The following is a 16781-nucleotide window of genomic DNA, read 5'->3' as shown; positions in this document are numbered from 1 at the left end:
TGGCGATGCGGGTAAAGTTAGGTATATCCGGAATATTCCATAACGGTGGCTAACCGGGGCGACCGTCAGGCCGTCCCGGCGTTATCAATGCGCCAGCGCGGCGATCTCATCGACGGTCAGGCCGGTGATTTTCACCACCGTCTCGCGGGCAATGCCGTCGGCCAGCATCCTCTGGGCAATGCGCAGCGCCTCGGCATGCTGTCCTTCTTGCCATCCTTCAAGCCGGCCTTCCCGTTTGCCTTTTCTGCGCCACACTTCCTGTAATCGTTCGGCGATGGTCATCAATCTCTCCCTGTGCTGAGGAACCCGTTGCGCCACTTCCTGGATAAACCGGCCAAAGCGACGCGCGTTGCCAGTCTGCAGTAGATAATTAAACAGCGTTTTTATCTGCCTGTCATTAGCGTCACCGCTAAGTAAAATCGTCGTCAGCTGCTCAACAATCGCCATTAAATCGCGCTGGCGAATATGCTTCTGTATCAGCTCGAGTAATGCCACCCGCCGGTGACGAACGATCTCATCGTCGGGGATCACCGTGATATCCACCAGCGGAAAGGGCGAGGCATAAAGCTCCCTCGCCAGCTGTGGATCGGCAAAGCAGTCCAGCCAGCTGAGCGACCACGGGTATGGCGTGGTCGCTCCGTGATAAAACAGCATCGGCACCACCAGCGGCAGTCTGGTATGACCGCTATCCAGATGGCGCTGCATCGCGGCGATGGCGTAGCGCATCAGGCGAAAAGCCATTTGCACGTCCGGCGAGCTCTGATGTTCGATAACCACATAAATGTATCCCTTGCCAGACGCGGTTTTGAGTGACCACAGCACATCGGAGTACCAGGCCCGCAGGCTCTCCTCGATAAAGCTTGCCGACTCCAGCTGTAAGGTATCGAGGTCGCAGCGCTGACGCAGCGCAGGCGGTAGATGGATCGCCAGGAAATCACGCGCGATGTCGGCCTGAGTGAGAAACTGTTTAAACACCGCATCATGCGGCGTCGAGGTGGTGCCCTTTGCCATCGGCTCATCCCTGCCTGCTTATCCTGCAGGGACTCTACCTCCCATGAATGTCGCTGACACCCCGGAAACCGGGATTTTACATTCCGCGACGAAAACATATTTCCCCGGACTGCAAGCGTGACATCCTTTTTCGACGCGGTACGCAAATCCCGGCGGGCGACAGCCTCGGCGCAGCATGCTATAAACGATTTATCCCCTCAGCAAAGGTCGATGCGGTGAACCATACCCGAGATATTCCCCAAACCTTCTGGCGAGACGATCGCCTGCCGTGGCTGGAGCTGCGCAGCACCTGGCGCAGCCGTCAGGCCTATAAGCGCCACAGCCACCCGCAGCTCTCGGTGGGGGCGATTATCGATGGTGAAACGCGCTGCCTGTGCAATGGTCAGGAATATCTCCTGCAGCCCGGGGATCTGATCGTGATCCCGCCGCACGCGCCGCATAGCTGTAATCCGCTGCGTGACCGGCCGCGCAGCTATCATATGCTGTATCTGGAGGCGGCATGGTGCCATGCGCAGCGTCCGGATATTCCCCCTGGCGCCAGTATCACCTCGCCGCAGCCGCTGCTGCGCGACAGCCCTCTCTTTGCCTGCTTCCAGCAGATTGTCGCCCTGATGAGCCGCGGCCGCATTGAGCAACTGCCCGCCCGGCTGGCGCAGCTCCTGCACGCGCTGCCGCTGTGCGCCGCCGCGCCGCAGGCGCCACATCACGCCAGCGCCCTGCTGTTTCAGCGCCTGGCGACAGATCTGCCGGCGCCGCCATCGCTGGATAAGCTGGCCCACGACAGCGCGCTACGTAAAGAGACCGTTATCCGCGCCGTGAAACAGGATACCGGCCTGACGCCCGCCAGTTTGATCAATATGGCGCGCATTGAATATGCGAAAACGCGCTTACGTGCCGGGGACCCTATTGCCGACGTCGGCTATCAGGCCGGCTTTGCCGATCAGAGCCATTTCCATAAAACCTTCGTCAGCTATACCGCCGCCACGCCGCGGCAGTATGCGCAAAGCCGATCAATTTCCGACAATAAGTAATTTTCCACCTGACGTAGGGTGGCCTCAGCACCATTATCGAGGCCACTATGAATACCTTATCGACTCTCTTCCCCGCCGCCTTTCCGGCGTTAGCCCTGTCCCACTTTGTCGCTCTGCTCAGCCCGGGCCCCGATTTTTTTCTGCTGGTCGGTTACGCTGTACGCTACCGGATCCGCGGCAGCCTCGGACTGTGTCTCGGCATCGCCGCCGGGAATGCGTTGTATATTGTCCTGGCCATCGTTGGCTGGGGGCTTCTGCGCCAGGCGCCGCTGCTGTTTTTGCTCATCGAGCTGCTGGGCGCAGGCTATTTACTGTGGATTGGCAGCCTGCTGATTCGCAGCCGTCCCGCGGCGCTGGCGGTGGAGAGCGTTCGCGCATCGTGTCCGGGGTTCGGCAAGCAGCTGCTGCTGGGGCTGGGGTCATCGCTGCTCAACCCGAAGAACGCGCTGTTTTATCTGGCGCTGATGACCTCCCTGCTGGGGCCGGCGGTTACCTTGCTGCAGCAAACGGTAAGTGGCCTGTGGATGGTCAGCGTGGTGTTCTTCTGGGATTTACTGCTGGTGAGCGCGATTGCGCTGCCGCTGGTGCAGCACCGCCTGAGCGCCATCGTCTGGCGGGTCGAGCGGGCGGCGGGGGCGATCCTGATGATGTTCGGTCTGTGGATTATCTGGCGATTTTTGCACGACCTCGCCGTCAGGTTATATGCTTAAGTTTATGGAAAAACTCGCTGAACTGAAACGCGCCAAACTGCTGGCGCTGTCGCTGCTGCTGATCGCCGCCGCGCTATTTATCACCACCCTGCTGCTGCCGCCGACGCCATGGGTCAGCGCGCTGAAGGCCATTTCCGAAGCGGCGATGGTCGGGGCGCTGGCCGACTGGTTTGCGGTGGTGGCCCTGTTTCGTCGTATTCCGCTGCCCTTTGTCGCCCGCCATACCGCGATTATCCCGCGCAACAAAGATCGCATCGCCGACAACCTCGGCCGCTTTGTGGAAGAGAAGTTCCTCGATACCCCGTCGCTGGTGGCGCTGATCCGCCGCTATCAACCAGCCCTGATGCTCGGCAACTGGTTCAGCCAGCCGGAGAACGCCCGGCGGGTCGGCCAGCACCTGCTGCAGGTGATGAGCGGTTTTCTCGAACTGACCGATGACGCCCGCATTCAGCGTCTGCTGCGGCGCGCGGTGCATAAGGCGATCGATAAGGTCGACCTGACGCAGACCAGCGCCATGATGCTGGAGGGGCTGACCCGCGACAACCGCCATCAAAAGCTGCTGGATTCGCTGATAAATCAGCTGATCGCCCTGCTGCAGCGCGACAGCTCCCGCGCCTTTATCGCCCGCGGCATCGTGCGCTGGCTGGAGACCGAACACCCGCTGAAGGCCAGGCTATTACCCACCGAGTGGCTCGGCGAGCACAGCGCCGAGATGGTCACCGACGCCGTGAATACCCTGCTGGACGAGGTCACTCACGATCGCACCCATCAGATCCGCCAGACCTTTGACCGCGCGACGCAAAAGCTAATCGATAACCTGAAGTCCGACCCGGAACTGGCGCAGAAGGCCGATAACATCAAAGCCTGGCTGAAAAATGATGAGACCTTCAACCGCTATCTGGGCGAAGTGTGGGGCGACCTGCGCGGTTGGGTAAAAAACGATATCAGCAGCGACGACTCGCGTATCAAGCAGCGCATCGCCGAGGCTGGCCAGTGGTTCGGTGAAACCTTACTCCGCGACGACGCGCTGCGCGAATCGCTTAACGAACACCTGGAGCAGGCGGCGCACCGGGTGGCGCCGGAGTTCGCCGCCTTCCTCACTCGGCATATCAGCGACACGGTGAAGAGCTGGGACGCCCGCGATATGTCGCGGCAGATCGAGCTTAATATCGGTAAAGATCTGCAGTTCATCCGCATCAACGGCACCCTGGTCGGGGGAACCATCGGCCTGTTGTTGTGGCTGCTCTCGCAGATACCGTCGCTGCTGCATCTGCATATTGGTTAGCAATGATACTATCTGAACAATAGCGCTGAAAAATATTCCACAGGGAGGGCGAGATGATGCACCGGATGATCCGCTGGCTAACCCGGCACGCCGCCGCGCTGTTCTTCCCGGCGGCGCTCATTCTGTATGATTTTTCCGCCTATCTCACCACCGACCTGATCCAGCCGGGGATCCTGCACGTGGTGCGGGATTTCAACGCCGATGTGGCGCTGGCTCCAGCCTCGGTGAGCCTATATATGGCCGGCGGCATGGCGCTGCAGTGGCTGCTGGGGCCGCTCTCTGACCGGATCGGACGGCGTCCGGTACTGCTCACCGGCGCGCTGATTTTCACCCTCGCCTGCCTGGCGACGCTGTTCACCACCTCCATGACCCAGTTCCTGATCGCCCGCTTCGTGCAGGGCACCAGCATCTGCTTTATCGCCACCGTCGGCTACGTCACCGTACAGGAAGCCTTTGAGGAAAAAAGGTCGATCAGGCTGATGGCGGTGATCACCTCCGTCGTGCTGGTGGCGCCGATCGTCGGCCCGCTCTCCGGCGCGGCGCTGATGCATTTTATCCACTGGAAAGCGCTGTTCGGCATTATCGCCGCCATGGGGCTGGTGGCCTGGCTGGGGCTGCTGTTGACCATGCCGGAGACGGTGCGCCGCGGCGATGTGCCGTTCTGCCCCCTGGGCGTGCTGCGCGATTTTCGCAACGTCTTTCGCAACCGCATCTTTTTGCTCGGCGCCGCCACGCTGTCGATGAGCTATATTCCGCTGATGAGCTGGGTGGCGGTATCGCCGGTGATTTTAATGGACGCCGGCGGGCTGACCACCAGCGAGTTCGCCTGGAGCCAGGTGCCGGTCTTCAGCGCCGTCATCATTGCCAACCTGTCGGTGGCGCGCTGGGTAAAAGATCCCACCCGTCCGCGCTTTGTGCTGAGCGCGGTGCCGGTACAGATGCTCGGCCTGGCCATCCTGATCGTGGGGAATCTGGCCTGGCCGCACGTCTGGCTGTGGTCGGTGCTCGGCACTTGCTTCTACGCCTTCGGCATCGGGCTGATTTTCCCGACGCTGTTCCGCTTTACCCTCTTTTCCAACGACCTGCCGAAAGGCACGGTCTCCGCCTCGCTGAATATCGTGATCCTCAGCGTCAGCGCCTTATCGATTGAAGGCGCGCGCTGGCTGTGGTTCCATGGCGGGAGACTGCCCTTCCACCTGTTGGCGGTGGTCGCGGGGCTCGCCGCCGCCTGCTGCCTCGCCGGACTGTTACGCCACCAGCGCCAGTGTGCACAAGCGGTCATTGAAGCCCGGCAGTCGTGACCCCTTTTACGGAGAAAGCCCTATCATGAGTGAGATTGAACTCAGCCCGGCGCAGCGCGACCTGCTGCGCGACAGGCTCAGCAAGTACTGCGAAGAGACGTTTAACCTCGAACTGGAGCAGTTTGACGCTGAATTTTTTGTCGACTTTATCGCCCAGGAGCTGGGGCCGCTGTTCTACAACGCCGGTATCGAAGAGGCTATCCGCACCCACCTGGCATGGAGCGAGCGGATCCAGGAAGAGATGGATTTAAAGAAGGTCTATTAACGCCGCGCGCAGACGCAGGAGATCAATAAAAGCATACAAACAACAGGGTTATAATGGCGACTCTTTCAGCATCTCCCGTGTACGGGGAAGGAAAACCATGTCGCTTATCACCGATCTACCCGCCATTTTTGACCAGTTCTCGGAAGCTCGCCAGAAGGGCTTTCTCACCGTCATGGATCTTAAAGAGCAGAACGTGCCGCTGGTGGGCACCTACTGCACCTTTATGCCTCAGGAGATCGCCATGGCGGCGGGGGCCGTGGTGGTCTCGCTGTGCTCTACCTCCGATGAAACCATCGAGGAAGCGGAAAAAGATCTGCCGCGCAACCTCTGTCCGTTAATCAAAAGCAGCTACGGCTTCGGCAAAACCGATAAATGCCCCTACTTCTATTTCTCTGACCTGGTGGTTGGGGAAACCACCTGCGACGGTAAAAAGAAAATGTACGAGTACATGGCCGAGTTCAAGGCGGTCCACGTGATGCAGTTGCCGAACAGCGCCAGCGACGCGGCCTCCCGCGCCCTGTGGAAAGCGGAGATCCTGCGCCTGCAGCAGGTGATTGAGGCGCAGTTTGGCGCGCCGATTAGCGAGGCGGCGCTGCGCGAGGCCATCGTGCTGAAAAACCGCGAACGCCGGGCGCTGGCCCACTTTTATCGTCTCGGGCAGCTCAATCCGCCGGCGCTCAGCGGCGGCGACATCCTGAAAGTGGTGTATGGCGCCACCTTCCGCTTCGACAAAACCGCGCTGATTGACGAGCTCAACGCCATGGCGGAGCGCATCCGTCAGGAGTGGCGGCAGGGTAAACGACTGGCCTCACGCCCGCGCATTCTGATCACCGGCTGCCCGATCGGCGGGGCGGCGGAGAAAGTGGTTCGCGCCATCGAAGAAAACGGCGGCTGGGTGGTGGGCTATGAAAACTGCACCGGCGCGAAGGCGACCGAGCGCTGCGTGGCGGAAGAGGGCGACGTCTACGATGCCTTAACCGATAAATATCTCGCCATCGGCTGCTCCTGTATTTCCCCTAACGATCAGCGCCTGCAGCTGCTGAGCCAGATGGTGGAGGAGTACCAGGCCGACGGGGTAATCGACGTCATCCTGCAGGCCTGCCATACCTATGCCGTGGAATCGCTGGCCATTAAACGCCATCTGCGCCAGCAGCACGACCTTCCTTATATGGCGATTGAAACCGACTATTCGACAGCGGACCTCGGCCAGCTCAGCACCCGCGTCGCCGCCTTTATCGAAATGCTGTAAGGAGCACGCGTGATCTACACGGTTGGTATTGATTCCGGCTCCACCGCCACGAAAGGCATCCTGCTGGCGGACGGGGTGATTACGCGTCGTTTCCTCTGCCCGACCCCCTTTCGCCCTGCCGACGCCATCCATGAGGCCTGGGAGACGCTGCGCGCTGGCCTCGCGGAAACGCCCTTTTTAACCCTCACCGGCTATGGCCGCCAGCTGGTGGATTTTGCCGATAAACAGGTGACGGAGATTTCCTGTCATGGCCTCGGCGCCCGCCTGCTGGCGCCGGACACCCGCACGGTGATTGATATCGGCGGCCAGGACAGCAAGGTTATCCAGCTGGATGCCGGGGGCAACCTCAGCGACTTTCTGATGAATGACAAATGCGCCGCCGGTACCGGCCGTTTTCTGGAGGTCATTTCACGAACCCTCGGCGCCAGCGTCGAACAGCTGGACGTCATTACCGACGGCGTGGAACCGCACGCCATCACCAGCATGTGTACGGTATTCGCCGAATCGGAAGTCATCAGCCTGCGGTCGGCCGGGGTCGCGCCGGAGGCGATTCTGGCGGGGGTGATTAACGCCATGGCCCGGCGCAGCGCGAACTTTATCGGCCGCTTATCGGCGCAGGGACCGCTGCTGTTTACCGGCGGCGTCAGCCACTGCGCCGCCTTTGCCCGCATGCTGGAAAGCCATGTCGGCATGGCGGTGACAACCCATCCCGACGCCCAGTATGCCGGGGCGATCGGCGCGGCGCTGATCGGCCAGCGTCAGCGGAGGCGCGGATGACAACCTTTCTGTTTTTATTTCATTCCACGGTGGGAGTGGTGCGCACGCGCAAAGCCCTGCAGGCGGCGGGAATGACCTTCGAGGTCAAAGATATTCCCCGCCAGCTGCGCAGCGGCTGCGGGCTGTGCATCCTGCTGGAAGGGACGGAAGCCGATGCGCGAAGCTGGATCCTGCCGGAGCTGACGGCGGCGTTGTATCAGCAGGACGGGGAAGCGTGGCGCTGTCTCGCCACCTTCCCATCGGCAGGTTAATCGCTTACCACAAAGCGCGTCGCCGCGAAGCAGTTCAGCAGGCGGTGCATCAGAAAGACCAGGGTCAGCGTCACCACCAGCGAGACCGTCACCGAGGTGATGCGGTACAGATCGCTGAATACCAGATCCTGATAGGGATGCAGATTCTGGCCAAACATAATGCCGATGGTGGTGATGCTGGCGAAGCCCACCCCGGCGCCCACTTTCTCCATCACGTGCAGACGGGCGCTGAAGGCCAGCCCGAGGCCAATCAGCGGCATCATCAGGACCATGTGGTTGCTGAAGTCATAGATAATCAACTGCACCACCAGAATATAGAGACAGGCCAGCACCACCCCCGCCACGCGCCAGATCGAGCTGATCACTGCCCCGCGATAGTGCATCGGGAACAGGATCAGGATCCCGGCCATCAGCGCTGACAGCGAGTCGCTGAGATCGCAGATCTGAAACACCACGAAGATGATCGTCGCCACCGTGCCGGAGAGCAGCGACTCGTGGCGGATGCGGGCGGCGTCTTTTTCAAGGCGCGGCGGCGGCTTGCGCGGCTCGACGTCCGGGATCAGGTAATGCAGCAGCGCGCTTAGCGCCACCGCCAGCACGCACGCTTCCATGTTGGAGAACATCAGGGTGTGCCAGTTGCTGGTCGGGTAGCTCATAAAGTTGAGCATCGTGCTCTGACACACCACCCCCATCGACCCCAGCAGAAACAGCGGCCCCTGGCTCATAAAGCGAAAACGCATCACGTACAGGGCGAACACCACCAGCGTCATGATCACCGGCCACTGCGACAGATAGCCAACGATCAATACCATTTCGACGCAGTTCACCGCCGCGCTGAATACAAACTGGCGGGCGACATGGCGGTTGAACACCGGCACCAGCGACATCAGCATCAGCGGATAAACCACAAAAAATACGCCGTACTGCACGTCGTAGAAGGTGGAGATGCTGAGGGCAATGGTCCCGGCCACGGCGATACGCACCGTCTGGCGAAAATCATTCGCCGTGTAGACGATATTGTCGTGCGGGGTAAAGACGTGCGCCAGGGTATTAATAGACATAGTGCAACCAGCTCACCAGATGGATCTGCAGGCCGGCGAAGGTGCGGGCGAAAGGTCCCTCGCTATTGTACAGCTGCACCGTGGCGCGGGCGCCGGTCGGCAGCGGTTTCTCCAGCGGCTGATCCAGCGCGACGTGAATGCGCATTCGCTGGGCGTCGCGCACCCAGCGGGTGGACTGTTCCGGCTGCGACAGCTGACCGTTAACCGCCTCCTGCCCCGCCAGAATCCCGGCATCGCTGCTGGTGACATGCGCCGGGAAGACTTCCCCCGGCAGGGCGTCAAAGACCACCGCCGCATCGGTGTTTACAGCGGTGTGGCGCAGGCTCTTCTCACGGAAGTCAGCGACGATATCGGTATTGTTGTTGACCAGCGCCAGCACGGCCGTCGCCGCGGTGGCGTAGATCCCAGGGTTAAGCTGCAGGTTGCTGACCATGCCGTCAGTTTCCGCACGCACTTTGGTCCAGGCCAGGTTCAGCTGCGCCTCCTCCAGCGCGTTGCGGTATTTCTGCAGGGTGACGTTGCGCTTATCGTCGCGCTCGCCGCGCTGGATCAGCAGGTTCTGGATCTGCGCGTTCAGCGCCGAGACCGACTGCTCGCTGGTCTGCCAGGTGGTCCGCACCTTGTCGAGATCGGACTGCGAGACGTTCTGCATGGTGCTCAGGCGCTGATAGCGATCGAGCGTGACCTTATCGTTACGGGCGGTGTACTGCGCGGTGCGCAGGTTGGCGCGGGCGGCGGCGATTTGCGCGTCCAGCTGCTGGTTGCTCAGCTTCGCCTGTTCAAGGGCGATCTGTGCCGCTTCAACTTTATTAATGAATGGCGTTGGGTCGAGCTCATACAGCAGGTCGCCCTTTTTTACCTGGCTATTGTTATGCACGTAGACGTGCGAGACATAGCCGGAGACCCGCGACGAAACCGGGGTCACCACGCGCATGACGGTGGAGTCCGGCGTCAGCGGGATCCAGATATCGGCAACGATAAACCAGGCGAATATTCCCAGAAAAGCGGCAATACTCACCCGTACCCAGCGGGCAAATTTTTGTTCAGGCGTCATCATAGTGTGTTAGATCTTGTTATCTTCTTCGCGGATAGTCCGCAAACGGCAGGCGATTTGATTTAACGTGGCGCTGAAGGTGGCGAGGTCGGCCTCCGGGATGGTCTGGGTTACGCGCTCCTGATAGGTCTCGATCACGCGGCTCAGTTTTTCCAGAATAGCCCGCCCCTCGGCGGTCAGCGTCAGCAGGCGAATGCGTTTGTCATATGGCGATGTGGAACGCAACAGATAGCCCTGCTTTTCCAGTAATGAGAGGGTGCGCGTCAGCGGCGGCAGTTCAATCCCCTGCACCTCCGCCAGTTCGCTGACCGAGACGTTGTCTCCCAGCTGATGCAGCTGCATCAGCACCGTCCAGCTGGACTGGGTGAGTCCCGTATCGGTGATAGCGGAGTCAATAATCGCGCGCCACTGGCGCACCACCATGGCCATCCGCATCCCCAGCGGGCGGCGGGCAAACAGTTCGTCTTCAGTCACAGCTTTTCCTCTCATTGTTGAGAAGAAAATAATACTTATCAGGGTAAGTATCAAGAAACGGAAGGTCGCGTCGCATCAATTGATAAATTTCGTGAATGTTTCCCCGGCGTCGCCAGCGCTTACCGGGGCAAAGAAGAAATGATGTCTGAAAAAAACCGCACTTTTTAATTGATCTGATCCCGACGCAGGCCGATATCTTTCAGCTGTTCGTCGCTCATTTTCTGCAAAGCTCTGCGCGTTTGCTCCTGAAGCCACCATTTTTTGACAAACCGCACCAGCAGTACGAAACCGATAAATGGCTGTCTTGCCCTGTTCTCGTGAAATTCCATCCTCTACCTCCTCACCTTGCCAGAGGCTTTATCTTCACGGATTTGGGGGTGAGGAATACAGATTCACAAAACACTTTTCTTTAACATACAGATTAGCTAAAACGTACAGCAGACCCCACTTTTTACGGCCATCTGTACTGGTTATTCCATCTGTATGGCGGCAATTAAGGATACACATGACCCGCTATCAACATCTCGCGACGCTGCTGGCCGAACGCATTGAACAGGGCCTGTATCGCCACGGCGAAAAGCTGCCGTCGGTGCGCAGCCTGAGCCAGGAGCACGGCGTCAGCATCAGCACCGTCCAGCAGGCCTATCAGCTGCTAGAGCAGCAGCAGATGATCGTACCGCAGCCGCGATCGGGCTATTTCGTCGCCCCCCGCAAAGCCCAGCCGCCGGTGCCGCCGATGTCGCGCCCGGTGCAGCGCCCGGTGGAGATCACCCAGTGGGATCAGGTGCTGACCATGCTCGACGCCCGCTACGATAAAACGATCATCCCCTTCGGCGGCGGCTCGCCGGACGTGACGCAGCCAAGCCTGAAGCCCATCTGGCGCGAACTGAGCCGGGCGATCCAGCACAACCTCACTGAGGTGTTGAACTATGACGAACTGGCCGGGCGCCGTGAGCTACGGGAGCAGATCGCCCGCCTGATGCTCGACGGCGGATCGGTGGTGACTGCCGACGATCTGGTGCTCACCAGCGGCTGCCACAGCGCGCTGTCGCTGGCCCTGCTGTCGGTGTGCCAGCCAGGGGACATCATCGCCGTGGAATCCCCCTGCTACTACGGCACCATGCAGATGCTGCGCGGACTGGGATTAAAGACGATTGAGATCCCCACCGATCCGGAAACCGGGATCAGCATCGAGGCCCTGGAGCTGGCGCTGGATCAGTGGCCGATCAAAGGGGTGATCCTGGTGCCGAACTGCAACAACCCGCTGGGCTTTATCATGCCGGACGCTCGCAAGCGCGCAGTGCTGAACCTGGCCCAGCGCCACGATATCGTTATTTTCGAGGATGATATCTACGGCGAGCTGGCCACCGAGTACCCGCGCCCGCGCACCATTCACTCCTGGGATATCGACGGCCGGGTGATGCTCTGCAGCTCCTTTACCAAAACCATCGCCCCCGGCCTGCGCATCGGCTGGATCGCCCCCGGTCGCTACTACGACAAGCTGCTACAGATGAAGTACGCCGCCAGCGGCACCAACGTCCCCTCCACTCAGCTGGCGGCCTGTAACTTTATTCGCGAAGGCCACTACCACCGTCACGTGCGGCGGATGCGGCAGATCTATCAGCGCAATATGGAGATCTATACCTGCTGGCTGCGGGAATTTTTCCCCTGCGGGATCTGCGTCACCCGGCCGAAGGGGGGTTTTATGCTGTGGGTGGAGCTGCCGGAGCAGGTGGATATGGTCTGTGTCGCCAAACAGCTGTGCCGGCTGAAGATCCAGGTCGCGCCGGGCTCGCTGTTTTCCGCGGCGGGCAAGTATCGCAACTGCGTCAGGATCAACTGCGCCCTGCCGCCGACCGAGAAACATAAAGCGGTGATGGTGAAGCTGGGAGAAGCGGTGAAGGTGGCGATGGAGTGAAGCTGCGGCATTCCCACAATCTGCGAGCCGGTAACCCGGAAAAGGCGCGGTAAGCGCCGCCTCCGGGCAAGATATACGCTCTTTAAACATTCTAAAATCACTCTTACAAATACGAAAAACAAAACAATTCATATAAACAATATTTCATTATTATTGAATAACAATTTTTGTGGTGCAAAACCATAAATACCAATATATATTGGCCCATTCACAAATACATGGTGGCATTTTAAGTAATGCCGTTAAAAAGCATGACTATTAACTTTTAAAGTATAAGCGTAGTCATACAGTTAGCTGAGAGCAAAATGGCAACGATCATCCCAACCATCGGAAGCTGCGGTAACAAGATTACTGCCGGAGAAAAGCGTCTTGCGAGAATTTTTGAAAGCAATCTGAGTAGCGATTGTACTTGTTGGTATGACATTCCTACTGGCGAAAAACAAACACATCCTGATTTCATCATTCTGGATCCTCAGCGAGGGCTGCTTTTTATTGAAGTGAAGGACTGGTATATTTCAAAAATAAAATCCGCTAATAAAACACATGTGATATATGAAACATCAGATGGTGACATTTCTCTAACCCATCCCATAGAACAGGTCAGACAATATTCTTACGGCGCAATTAACTATCTAAAGCGGGACCCACAACTTCTTCAGGACAACGAAAAATATAAAGGACAATTTTGCGCCCCCTACGGTCATGGAGTCTACCTCAGTAATATTACACGTAAGCAGTTAGATAAATACTTTTCCAATAGTGATATTTTTCCTTCTGATATCGTGATTTGTAAAGATGAAATCACCGAGTTTATGTCATCTGAAGAAATATCATTACGCCTATTTTCTTTGGTCAAACATACATTTTCTAAAGAGATAAGTAATAAGCAAGTAGATCGTATACGTTGGCATTTATACCCTGAAATTCGCATCACCCACGCTCTCGATAAACCAGAGAGTTCTGCCAAACCAATATCTGTACTCCGAACGCCGAATATTATAAAAATAATGGATACTCAGCAAGAATTACTCGCCAGAAGCCTTGGTGAGGGGCATCGGATAATTCACGGCGTCGCCGGCTCAGGTAAAACCTTAATTCTCCTTTATCGTTGCCTACACCTGGCGAAAGATAATAATTTAAAGAAACCTATTCTTGTCGTGTGTTATAATATAATGCTGGCCCAAAAATTAAAATCTCTAATAAAAAGCCATCAACTTACGGTTCCGGTTGAAATTACCAACTTCCATGCATGGTGTTATAAGCAAGCAAAAATTAAAAATATTCTCCCTAACTCAAAGCAAAATTTTATAGAAAACCTTGAGCAAGCTGTTATTACTGGTTTTCAAAATAAAACAATAGCAGCAGAACAATATAGTGCGGTATTAATTGATGAGGGGCATGATTTTAAACAGGATTGGCTAAAAATACTTTCTGGAATGGTTGATAGCGAAACTAACTATCTATTATTTCTATATGACGATGCGCAATCAATTTATCAGAAAAAAAGCTCACTTGATTTTACGCTTTCCAGCGTTGGTATCAAAGCTCAAGGGCGTACAACTATTCTTGACATCAATTATCGAAATACACAGCAGATTCTCCACTTTGCTACCAGCATTGCATTTGATTATTTAAATGATCATATTGAGGATAACTTTAAATATCATAAACCAGATGCTGGTGGACTTCAAGGCCAGGTTCCAAACATGCTTGTTTTTGATAACCACCAACAAGAAATCATCCATATAATTAAATGGCTAAAGCAACAACATCATACTGGTGTTAGCTGGAATGACATGGCTATATTATGTCCCTCGACCGCACATCTTTCTGCAATATTAGTAAAAGAGTTAAGGGATTCAAAAATCCCGCACTACTTTATAGCAAGCTCGGAAGATAAAAAACGCTACTCACCACAAAGCGATTTTTTGTCTATTATACCTTTGCCTAGTAGCAAAGGTCTCGAGTTTCATTCAGTCGCAGTGATAGATAGTTCAAACATAATGGGTAATAGCGATGATCTCAGCGACGAGATCAAGCGACTATATGTTGGTTTCACTCGGGCAACCAATAATTTGCTTGTGACTTTACATCAAAAAAATGTGCTCAGCAGACATTTAACCTCAACTTATAATCAAATCTATAACAATGCATAGTAGCCCCCTGTCACTCATCAAAAAACACCATCCCCTTATACGGCTGTTCGCGGCAGGCGGCCAGACGCTGGGCGAGGTTGCCGACGTGCAGCTCCAGCTTATGGCCGTCGGGGTCGAGGAAGTAGTGCGAGGCGCCTTCGCTGCGGTTCAGCTTCCACACCGCCACGCCGGCAACCTCAAGGCGAGCGGCGAAGCAGGCGAAATCCGCCTCGCTAATGCTAAACGCATAATGGGTGTAGTCGCTCTCCTCCGGCGGGGTGATGCGCCGCTGCGGATCCAGCGACAGGCATAGCCACAGATCGCCGCAGGAGAGATAGGCGCCGCTCTCCCAGCGGGCGTGCAGCGTCATACCCAGCAGCTGCTGATAAAACGCCACGCTCGGCGCCAGCTGGCTGACCGCCAGGGTCAGGTGATTCAGTCCGCTCAGCATGTCTGTTCCTCCAGTGAATTCACAATGAACTGGCGCAGCCATTGATGCGCCGGGTCGCGGTGCCAGCGCTCGTGCCACAGCATCAGCATCTCAAAGCCGGCGACCGCCAGCGGCGGCTCAACGACCGCCAGCCCGCTCTGCCCGCGCACCAGCCGCTCCGGCAGCATCGCCACCAAATCGCTGTTGCGCAGAGTCTCCAGCATAAACAGGAAATGTGGCACGGAGAGGACAACCCGCCGCGTCAGGCCAAGGTTCGCCAGCGCGGTATCGGTCGCCGCGCTGAAGCCGCCCCCGTCCGGGGAGACGATCGCTTGCTCCAGCTGACAGAACGTTTCCAGACTCAACCCTTGCCGCAGCGCCGGATGCCCGGCCCGGCCCGCCAGCACGTAGCGCTCGCGAAACAGCAGGCGTTGATGCAGCCCCGGCGGCGCGCCCTCGCGGGTATGGAAGCAGAGATCCACTTCATCGCTGGCCGCCTGCTGCTCCAGACGCGCCGGCTGGAGCTCAAATACCGCCAGCCGACTGCCGGGAGAGGCCAGGCGTAGCCTGCCCAGCATCGGCAGGAGGATCGCCGAGGCCATATAGTCCGTCGCCGCCACCCGCCAGGTCTCCGCCGCCGTCGCCGGATCAAAAGGGCTGACCGGCGCCACCGCCTGCTCCAGCGCGGCTAACGCGGCGCGCAGCGGCTGGCGAAGCTCATCGGCGCGGGCGGTGGGCTGCATGCCGCGCGGGCCCGGCATCAGCAGCGGGTCGGCAAATATCTCCCGTAACCTGGCGAGCTGAATACTCACCGACGGCTGCGACAGATTCAGCCGCTGCGCCGCCCGGGTGACGTTGTTTTCACTGAGCAGCACGTCGAGCGTGCGCAGCAGATTGAGATCCAGACGATGTAAATTAATCACAGCTATACCTGGGATTGAAGTAATTAATTTCTACTATAGCGCCAGCTTTCCTACTCTGCAGATCTTCCCACTTCAGAGGTGATGTTATGAAAGTACTGCTGATTTACGCCCATCCGGAACCGCGCTCCCTCAATGGCGGACTCAAAGATTTCGCCATCCGTCATCTGCAGCAGGCCGGTCATGAAGTCCAGGTGTCCGATCTCTACGCCATGCGCTGGAAGGCCGGGTATGACGCCGACGACAGCGGCGCGCCGCCGGTCGGCGAGTTCTGGCGTCCTACCCTTGATTCAAAACAGGCCTTTTCGCAAGGAACTCAAAGCGCGGATATCGCAGCCGAGCAGGAAAAGCTGCTGTGGGCCGATACGGTGATTTTTCAGTTCCCGCTGTGGTGGTTCTCGATGCCGGCGATCATGAAAGGCTGGATCGATCGGGTATACGCCTGGGGTTTTGCCTATGGCGTCGGCGAGCATAGCGACCGCCACTGGGGCGATCGCTATGGGGAAGGCACCTTCGTCGGCAAGCGGGCAATGCTGATCGTCACCGCCGGCGGCTGGGCGGAACACTATTCACCGCGCGGGATCAATGGCCCCATCGACGACATCCTGTTCCCCATTCAGCACGGTATGCTGTTCTATCCCGGCTTCGAGGTGCTTCCGCCGCTGGTGTTCTACCGCACGGACAAAACCGATGCCGCGCAGTTCGCCGACCAGTGCGCCACCCTGGCCGGGCGGCTGGACACCCTGTGGCAAACGGAGCCCATTCCATTTCGCCGGCAAAATCATGGCGACTATCTGATCCCATCGCTGACGCTTCGCCCGGAGCTGGCGCCGGGGCAAAGCGGCCTGGCGGTGCATTTGCGTAGCGAGTAGCAGACAAACGCTGCCCGTCTTCGCCACCGAGGATGGG

The 16781-nt window shown here is 57.8% G+C and carries 18 protein-coding genes; 11 read left to right on the top strand and 7 right to left on the bottom strand.

The window, feature by feature from the left end; genetic code table 11:
• Window positions 1-84 precede the first annotated feature (84 nt).
• Window positions 85-1011 carry an Rpn family recombination-promoting nuclease/putative transposase gene (locus tag ACLH1U_RS12985; RefSeq protein ID WP_032454754.1) on the bottom strand — a complete coding sequence of 309 codons (927 nt, stop codon included), beginning with the start codon at window positions 1009-1011 and terminating at the stop codon, window positions 85-87.
• A gap of 215 nt (window positions 1012-1226) precedes the next feature.
• Between ACLH1U_RS12985 and ACLH1U_RS12980 the strand changes: the two genes are divergently transcribed.
• The 8 genes from ACLH1U_RS12980 (at window position 1227) to ACLH1U_RS12945 (ending at window position 7880) form a co-directional block, all read left to right on the top strand.
• Entirely contained in the window at window positions 1227-2042 is an 816-nt protein-coding gene (locus ACLH1U_RS12980) for an AraC family transcriptional regulator (protein ID WP_065883234.1), read from the top strand.
• Window positions 2043-2089: 47 nt separating this feature from the next.
• Window positions 2090-2752, top strand: a complete 663-nt coding sequence (locus ACLH1U_RS12975; protein ID WP_101862310.1) for a LysE family translocator — start codon at window positions 2090-2092, stop codon at window positions 2750-2752.
• On the top strand, window positions 2745-4037 hold the full coding sequence (locus tag ACLH1U_RS12970; protein WP_023291837.1) for a DUF445 domain-containing protein: 1293 nt from the start codon (window positions 2745-2747) through the stop codon (window positions 4035-4037). The genes ACLH1U_RS12975 and ACLH1U_RS12970 overlap by 8 nt, the downstream gene beginning before the upstream one ends.
• 53 nt (window positions 4038-4090) lie before the next feature.
• Entirely contained in the window at window positions 4091-5338 is a 1248-nt protein-coding gene (gene mdtM / locus ACLH1U_RS12965; protein ID WP_411299288.1) for a multidrug efflux MFS transporter MdtM, read from the top strand.
• Window positions 5339-5363: 25 nt separating this feature from the next.
• Window positions 5364-5603 carry a DUF2164 domain-containing protein gene (locus tag ACLH1U_RS12960; RefSeq protein WP_004204157.1) on the top strand — a complete coding sequence of 80 codons (240 nt, stop codon included), beginning with the start codon at window positions 5364-5366 and terminating at the stop codon, window positions 5601-5603.
• Between the two features lie 97 nt (window positions 5604-5700).
• The gene (locus tag ACLH1U_RS12955) at window positions 5701-6852 is read left to right on the top strand and encodes a double-cubane-cluster-containing anaerobic reductase (RefSeq protein WP_032454751.1); all 1152 of its coding nucleotides are present in this window, start codon (window positions 5701-5703) and stop codon (window positions 6850-6852) included.
• Between the two features lie 9 nt (window positions 6853-6861).
• Window positions 6862-7629 carry a putative 2-hydroxyacyl-CoA dehydratase activator YjiL gene (yjiL, locus tag ACLH1U_RS12950; protein ID WP_023291834.1) on the top strand — a complete coding sequence of 256 codons (768 nt, stop codon included), beginning with the start codon at window positions 6862-6864 and terminating at the stop codon, window positions 7627-7629.
• Complete coding sequence (locus ACLH1U_RS12945) at window positions 7626-7880, top strand: DUF3343 domain-containing protein (protein ID WP_044525274.1); 255 nt, start codon at window positions 7626-7628, stop codon at window positions 7878-7880. Before yjiL ends, ACLH1U_RS12945 begins: the two co-directional genes overlap by 4 nt.
• Here ACLH1U_RS12945 and ACLH1U_RS12940 read toward each other — a convergent pair.
• The 4 genes from ACLH1U_RS12940 to ACLH1U_RS12925 all read right to left on the bottom strand — a co-directional run bounded on the left by ACLH1U_RS12940 (window position 7877) and on the right by ACLH1U_RS12925 (window position 10798).
• Entirely contained in the window at window positions 7877-8941 is a 1065-nt protein-coding gene (locus tag ACLH1U_RS12940; RefSeq protein ID WP_411299287.1) for a DUF2955 domain-containing protein, read from the bottom strand. The genes ACLH1U_RS12945 and ACLH1U_RS12940 overlap by 4 nt on opposite strands.
• Window positions 8931-9998, bottom strand: a complete 1068-nt coding sequence (locus ACLH1U_RS12935; protein WP_023291831.1) for an HlyD family secretion protein — start codon at window positions 9996-9998, stop codon at window positions 8931-8933. The genes ACLH1U_RS12940 and ACLH1U_RS12935 overlap by 11 nt, the downstream gene beginning before the upstream one ends.
• A gap of 6 nt (window positions 9999-10004) precedes the next feature.
• The gene (locus ACLH1U_RS12930) at window positions 10005-10469 is read right to left on the bottom strand and encodes a MarR family winged helix-turn-helix transcriptional regulator (RefSeq protein ID WP_023291830.1); all 465 of its coding nucleotides are present in this window, start codon (window positions 10467-10469) and stop codon (window positions 10005-10007) included.
• Between the two features lie 164 nt (window positions 10470-10633).
• Window positions 10634-10798: a DUF1127 domain-containing protein gene (locus tag ACLH1U_RS12925; RefSeq protein ID WP_023319656.1), complete on the bottom strand. Its 165-nt coding sequence runs from the start codon at window positions 10796-10798 to the stop codon at window positions 10634-10636.
• A gap of 176 nt (window positions 10799-10974) precedes the next feature.
• On the opposite strand from ACLH1U_RS12925, the gene ACLH1U_RS12920 reads away from it, so the two are divergent.
• Complete coding sequence (locus tag ACLH1U_RS12920; RefSeq protein ID WP_023291829.1) at window positions 10975-12387, top strand: PLP-dependent aminotransferase family protein; 1413 nt, start codon at window positions 10975-10977, stop codon at window positions 12385-12387.
• A 305-nt stretch (window positions 12388-12692) separates the two neighbouring features.
• A complete protein-coding gene (locus ACLH1U_RS12915; RefSeq protein WP_019724785.1) occupies window positions 12693-14543 on the top strand; it encodes a UvrD-helicase domain-containing protein in 1851 nt (616 codons plus the stop codon).
• A gap of 10 nt (window positions 14544-14553) precedes the next feature.
• Here ACLH1U_RS12915 and fosA read toward each other — a convergent pair whose 3' ends face one another.
• Both fosA and ACLH1U_RS12905 read right to left on the bottom strand, forming a co-directional pair.
• Window positions 14554-14973: a FosA5 family fosfomycin resistance glutathione transferase gene (fosA, locus tag ACLH1U_RS12910; protein WP_104467282.1), complete on the bottom strand. Its 420-nt coding sequence runs from the start codon at window positions 14971-14973 to the stop codon at window positions 14554-14556.
• On the bottom strand, window positions 14967-15875 hold the full coding sequence (locus tag ACLH1U_RS12905; protein WP_411299286.1) for a LysR family transcriptional regulator: 909 nt from the start codon (window positions 15873-15875) through the stop codon (window positions 14967-14969). The genes fosA and ACLH1U_RS12905 overlap by 7 nt, the downstream gene beginning before the upstream one ends.
• Before the next feature lie 86 nt (window positions 15876-15961).
• Between ACLH1U_RS12905 and ACLH1U_RS12900 the strand changes: the two genes are divergently transcribed.
• A complete protein-coding gene (locus ACLH1U_RS12900) occupies window positions 15962-16744 on the top strand; it encodes an NAD(P)H-dependent oxidoreductase (RefSeq protein WP_048336338.1) in 783 nt (260 codons plus the stop codon).
• The last annotated feature ends 37 nt before the right edge of the window (window positions 16745-16781 follow it).

Source organism: Klebsiella sp. 1SOBk5mer (genome assembly GCF_046603115.1).
In the GTDB taxonomy this organism is placed as follows: domain Bacteria; phylum Pseudomonadota; class Gammaproteobacteria; order Enterobacterales; family Enterobacteriaceae; genus Klebsiella; species Klebsiella quasipneumoniae.
The sequence above is the reverse complement of the archived record's forward strand: the minus strand, read 5'-3'. Positions and strand labels throughout refer to the sequence as shown.

What these genes read in the sequence shown, in the direction of transcription:
- ACLH1U_RS12985 (WP_032454754.1), bottom strand. Translation starts at nt 1,011, where the DNA reads ATGGCAAAGGGCACCACCTCGACGCCGCATGATGCGGTGTTTAAACAG.
- ACLH1U_RS12975 (WP_101862310.1), top strand. Translation starts at nt 2,090, where the DNA reads ATGAATACCTTATCGACTCTCTTCCCCGCCGCCTTTCCGGCGTTAGCC.
- ACLH1U_RS12970 (WP_023291837.1), top strand. Translation starts at nt 2,745, where the DNA reads ATGCTTAAGTTTATGGAAAAACTCGCTGAACTGAAACGCGCCAAACTG.
- mdtM (WP_411299288.1), top strand. Translation starts at nt 4,091, where the DNA reads ATGATGCACCGGATGATCCGCTGGCTAACCCGGCACGCCGCCGCGCTG.
- ACLH1U_RS12960 (WP_004204157.1), top strand. Translation starts at nt 5,364, where the DNA reads ATGAGTGAGATTGAACTCAGCCCGGCGCAGCGCGACCTGCTGCGCGAC.
- ACLH1U_RS12955 (WP_032454751.1), top strand. Translation starts at nt 5,701, where the DNA reads ATGTCGCTTATCACCGATCTACCCGCCATTTTTGACCAGTTCTCGGAA.
- ACLH1U_RS12945 (WP_044525274.1), top strand. Translation starts at nt 7,626, where the DNA reads ATGACAACCTTTCTGTTTTTATTTCATTCCACGGTGGGAGTGGTGCGC.
- ACLH1U_RS12940 (WP_411299287.1), bottom strand. Translation starts at nt 8,941, where the DNA reads ATGTCTATTAATACCCTGGCGCACGTCTTTACCCCGCACGACAATATC.
- ACLH1U_RS12935 (WP_023291831.1), bottom strand. Translation starts at nt 9,998, where the DNA reads ATGATGACGCCTGAACAAAAATTTGCCCGCTGGGTACGGGTGAGTATT.
- ACLH1U_RS12925 (WP_023319656.1), bottom strand. Translation starts at nt 10,798, where the DNA reads ATGGAATTTCACGAGAACAGGGCAAGACAGCCATTTATCGGTTTCGTA.
- ACLH1U_RS12920 (WP_023291829.1), top strand. Translation starts at nt 10,975, where the DNA reads ATGACCCGCTATCAACATCTCGCGACGCTGCTGGCCGAACGCATTGAA.
- ACLH1U_RS12915 (WP_019724785.1), top strand. Translation starts at nt 12,693, where the DNA reads ATGGCAACGATCATCCCAACCATCGGAAGCTGCGGTAACAAGATTACT.
- fosA (WP_104467282.1), bottom strand. Translation starts at nt 14,973, where the DNA reads ATGCTGAGCGGACTGAATCACCTGACCCTGGCGGTCAGCCAGCTGGCG.
- ACLH1U_RS12900 (WP_048336338.1), top strand. Translation starts at nt 15,962, where the DNA reads ATGAAAGTACTGCTGATTTACGCCCATCCGGAACCGCGCTCCCTCAAT.